The organism is Streptomyces sp. NPDC058701 (assembly GCF_042715295.1).
In the GTDB taxonomy this organism is placed as follows: domain Bacteria; phylum Actinomycetota; class Actinomycetes; order Streptomycetales; family Streptomycetaceae; genus Streptomyces.
Map to the genome: position 1 here is coordinate 1 of NZ_JBHXSY010000006.1, position 4,204 is coordinate 4,204.

Below are 4,204 nucleotides of genomic sequence, written 5' to 3' on the forward strand. Positions count from 1 at the left end.
CCGGACGGACGGTCGCCGCCACGGTCGTCACGGTTGAAGCCACCGGACGGACGGCCACCGCGGTTGTCACGGTCACCGCCGCGGAAGCCGCCACGGTCACCACCGCGGAAGCCGCCGCGGTCACCACCGCGGTCGCCGCCGCGGTTGTCACGGCGCTCGAAGTTGCCGCGGTCGTCACGCTGGACGCGCTGCTCCTCGCGGCGCTCCTGCGCGGCCAGTTCGGCGGCAGCGGCAGCGGCAGCAGCCGCGACCTCGGCCTCGGCGGCCTCGGCCACCTCGGCGACAGCGGCCTCGGGGTCCTCGCCGCGCTCACGGGCGGAGCGGGCGACCAGGCGGTCGGCCTCCTCGCGCAGCTCCACGGCACGGCGCGACAGGCGCTCGAGCTGCTTGGTGAGCTCGGCCACCTCGCGCTCGGCCTGCTTGGCGGCGTTGTTCGCGGAGTCGGCCTGGACCTCGGTCAGCGAACGCGCACCGGTGATCTCGGCGACCTCCGGGTCGAAGGCGCCGACGCCCTGGACGATGTGGCGCGTGGCGTCGACGCCCGCGTCCTCCATCAGGCGGAAGATCTGGCGGCGCTGGTGCGGGAGCGCCAGCGACACGACGACACCGGACTTGCCGGCGCGGGCGGTGCGGCCCGAGCGGTGCAGGTAGTCCTTGTGGTCGCCGGCCGGGTCCACGTTCAGGACGAGGTCGATGCCGTCGACGTGGATGCCGCGGGCGGCGACGTCGGTGGCGACGAGCGCGTTGACGTAGCCGTCCTTGAAGTCGGCGAGGACGCGGGTACGGGCACCCTGCGTCATGCCGCCGTGCAGCGCGTCGGCCTTCACGCCGGACTCGACGAGCTGCTCGGCGATGCGGTCGGCGCCCAGCTGGGTGCGGACGAAGATGATCGTGCGGCCCTTGCGGGCGGCGATGGCGGCCGTGACCGGCGCCTTGTCCTTCGGCTTCACGACGAGGACGTGGTGCGTCATGGTCGTGACGTTGCCCTGGGCGCTGTCGACCTCGTGCGTGACGGGGTTGGTCAGGTAGCGCTTGACCAGGGTGCCGATCTCGTTCTCCATGGTGGCGGAGAAGAGCATGCGCTGGCCGCCGCCGGGGATCTGGTCGAGCAGCTCGGTGACCTCGGGCAGGAAGCCCAGGTCCGCCATCTGGTCGGCCTCGTCGAGGACCGCGACCTGGACGTTCGCCAGGGAGCAGGCACCGCGGTTGATGATGTCGCGCAGACGGCCCGGGGTGGCGACGAGGACGTCGACACCGCGCTCCAGCGCGAAGATCTGGTTGCTCATCGACGTACCGCCGCAGACGACCTTCATCTTCAGGCCGAGGACGTCGCCGTAGGGCTGGAGGGCGTCCGCCACCTGCATGGCCAGCTCACGCGTCGGCGTGAGGATGATCGCGCGGGGCTTCTTCTTCTCCGTGTGACCGCCGGCCAGCGAGGCCAGGGTCGGCAGACCGAAGGAGAGGGTCTTGCCGGAGCCGGTGCGGCCGCGGCCGAGGATGTCCTTGCCGGCCAGGGCGTCCGGAATGGTCGCTGCCTGGATCGGGAAGGGGGCGGTGACGCCGTTCTGGGCGAGCTTGCGCACGATGCCGTCCGGCAGACCGAGGTCGCTGAAGGTGAGCGTGGGCTCGGCGTCGGCGTCGTCGTCGGCGGCGGAGTCCTCGAGGGACTCGTCGTCGGTGTTCAGGTCGGTGTCGTTCACGTCGGCCTCAAGGGCCTCGATGATCTCGTCCGCCTCGATGGCCTCAATGGCTTCGGTGACCACAAGGGCCTCGGCGTCGACGATCTCGTTGGAGTCGTTCTCGGGCATGACGGAACGGTCAGAACTGGAAATGGACATGCGAAATGCGAAACCTTCCGGAGTCTCGGCACGCGCCCAAACTCCGTGAATCGCAAATCGACCGCCTCAATGCGGTCAGCCACGGTTGGGGAGAGTACGCGCCACACGGCGCTCTTCGGAGTCGGCGCCGGGCAATGGGATCAAACGATCTATAACCATACGCACCCTCCCCCGGGTCTGGCAAGTCACTCCTCCGAGTGATGCTCTGACCTGCGGCGATCCCGCTTCCGTGAGGGGCTCGCCGACCCGGCGGCAGGGGATCGGGAGCGGCTACACCTGGGGCTGGGGCTGGGTGCTGGGCTCCGGTTCCGGGGTCGGCTGGGGCGGCGGCGACGGAGTGGGTTCCGTCACAGGGGGCGTCGGCAGCGGGGGCTCCGGGGTCGGGCTCGCCGGCGGCTGGCCGCCGCCCGAACCCCCGGATCCGCCCGAGCCGCCGGGCGGGGGCTGCTGGGGGCCCTGGCCGCCCGCGCCGCCGCCGGGTCCCGCCGACGGGGTGGGCGCCCCGGGCGCGCCGCTCGGGGCGCCCGGGCTGGGGGTGGCCCCGGTCGCGCCGGAGGCCTTCCCGTCCTCCTTGGCCTTGCCGTCGCGGGCCCCCGTACCGCCCTTGACGCCCTGCCCGTTGCCCTGGACGCCCGAACCGCGGCCGGCGCCGGAGGATCCGCCCGACGCTGCACCGCGGTCGGCCGAGGAGGAGGGGCCGGGCTTGGCGGCGTCCTCGCCGACGCTCATGCAGCCCGCCGAGGCCGCGACCGCGAGCGCGGCGGCGGCCAGGCGGACGGATGCGGACAAATGGCGCACGGGGCACCTCCGGGGCATGGGTGATGAGGTGATGAACAGTCCGCATGTGCGGGTCAATGTGCCCAACTCCCTTTGACCCGCGGGGGACACGCCCGCGCGCACACCCGCTGCGCGCGGGCCCCGGCGGCCTCAGGCGAACAGCTGCCGCGCCACCTGCGACCCGAGGTGGACGGCGCCCAGCCCCACCAGCACCGAAGCACCCACGTTCGCCGCGGCCAGGAAGGTCCGGCCGCGCTCGGCCAGCCGCAGCGTCTCGTACGAGAACGTCGAGTACGTGCTCAGCGCCCCGCACAGCCCGGTGCCCAGCAGCAGGTCCAGCCGCGAGGAGGAGGCTCCGGCCAGCGCCGCCCCGGCCAGGGCGCCGAGCACCAGGCAGGCGACGGCGTTGACCGTGATGGTGCCCCAGGGGAACGGCGTGTCGTGCCGCGCCTGCACCGCCCGGTCGGTCAGGTACCGCAGCGGCGCGCCGACGACCGCGCCCGCCATCACCAGCAGCCAGTTCACCGGGACCCCCCGACGGCCCACCGGGTCAGCGCGGCCGCCCCCCACACGGCGCCCAGCGCCGCCACGACGGTGACCCCGGCGTACGCCAGCGCGGTCCCCGTCTCCCCCTCGTCCAGCAGCCGGGAGAAGTCCAGGGCGTAGGCGGAGAAGGTGGTGAAGCCCCCGAGCACCCCGGCCCCGGCGAAGGGCCGCACGAGCGGGTGCGCCGTGCGGCCGCCCTCGGCGATCAGCACCATCAGTACGCCGATCAGCGCGCAGCCGGCCGCGTTGATCCAGAAGGTCGCCCACGGGAAGGCCCCGGGCCCGGCCGGCCAATGCAGCGCGACGCCGTACCGCGCCGACGCCCCGACCGCCCCGCCCGCCGCCACGGCCGCGAGGACCCGGCCCTGCGGCTCCGCGCGCTGGGCCGGCACGTGCAGGTCGACGTCGGGATCGACCGGGCCGCCGTCGTGGCCGTCGCCGCCGGGGACCGGCCGGGTCACCCGTAGCCCAGCTCGTGCAGGCGGTCGTCGTCGATGCCGAAGTGGTGGGCGATCTCGTGCACCACGGTGACCTCCGTCTCGGCGACCACGCTCTCCCGGTCCTCGCACATCCGCAACGTGGGGTTGCGGTAGATGGTGATCCGGTCGGGCAGCACCCCGGCGTACCACTCGCCGCGGTCCGTCAGCGGGGTGCCCTCGTAGAGCCCCAGCAGCTCGGGGTCGTCGGCGGGAGGTTCGTCCTCGACGAACACCGCCACGTTGTCCATCAGCCGCGTGAGCTCCGGCGGGATGCGGTCCAGGGCCTCTGCGACGAGCTCTTCGAACTCCTCGCGCGTCATCTCCAGCACCGGGCCATTGTCCCTCCGGGGGAAACCGTTTTGGCGATAGCTCCCCGGATCCCATATGCTTCTCACGTCCCCGACGCGCTGAGAAGCGCCCGGCGGGCCTTTAGCCCTCATCGTCTAGTGGCCCAGGACGCCGCCCTTTCAAGGCGGTAGCACGGGTTCGAATCCCGTTGGGGGTACGCAACACCATGTGCGAGACTTGTTCTCGCACTATGCAAGGACCTGTGGAGCAGTTGGT

Annotated in this window: 5 protein-coding genes and 2 tRNA genes (1 of these 7 cut by a window edge); 2 read left to right on the forward strand and 5 right to left on the reverse strand. The window is 72.8% G+C overall.

Annotated features, from left to right (window positions below; genetic code table 11):
- The 5 genes from ACFWW8_RS07835 to ACFWW8_RS07855 all read right to left on the reverse strand — a co-directional run.
- The coding region (locus ACFWW8_RS07835) for a DEAD/DEAH box helicase (protein WP_386525141.1) at positions 1–1,808 on the reverse strand (1,808 nt) is incomplete at its 3' end.
- Between the two features lie 300 nt (positions 1,809–2,108).
- Positions 2,109–2,636 (reverse strand): hypothetical protein, encoded by a 528-nt coding sequence (locus ACFWW8_RS07840; RefSeq protein WP_386525144.1) that lies wholly within the window; start codon positions 2,634–2,636, stop codon positions 2,109–2,111.
- 129 nt (positions 2,637–2,765) lie between these two features.
- Positions 2,766–3,140 (reverse strand): fluoride efflux transporter CrcB, encoded by a 375-nt coding sequence (gene crcB, locus ACFWW8_RS07845; protein ID WP_386525146.1) that lies wholly within the window; start codon positions 3,138–3,140, stop codon positions 2,766–2,768.
- Positions 3,137–3,622: a fluoride efflux transporter FluC gene (locus ACFWW8_RS07850; RefSeq protein ID WP_386525149.1), complete on the reverse strand. Its 486-nt coding sequence runs from the start codon at positions 3,620–3,622 to the stop codon at positions 3,137–3,139. The genes crcB and ACFWW8_RS07850 overlap by 4 nt, the downstream gene beginning before the upstream one ends.
- Entirely contained in the window at positions 3,619–3,969 is a 351-nt protein-coding gene (locus ACFWW8_RS07855; protein WP_266935388.1) for a metallopeptidase family protein, read from the reverse strand. The genes ACFWW8_RS07850 and ACFWW8_RS07855 overlap by 4 nt, the downstream gene beginning before the upstream one ends.
- 103 nt (positions 3,970–4,072) lie before the next feature.
- On the opposite strand from ACFWW8_RS07855, the gene ACFWW8_RS07860 reads away from it, so the two are divergent.
- Together ACFWW8_RS07860 and ACFWW8_RS07865 are read left to right on the forward strand one after the other, a co-directional pair.
- Positions 4,073–4,145: transfer RNA gene (locus tag ACFWW8_RS07860), tRNA-Glu, on the forward strand.
- A 39-nt stretch (positions 4,146–4,184) separates the two neighbouring features.
- A tRNA-Asp gene (locus ACFWW8_RS07865) sits at positions 4,185–4,204 on the forward strand (it continues 154 nt past the right edge of the window).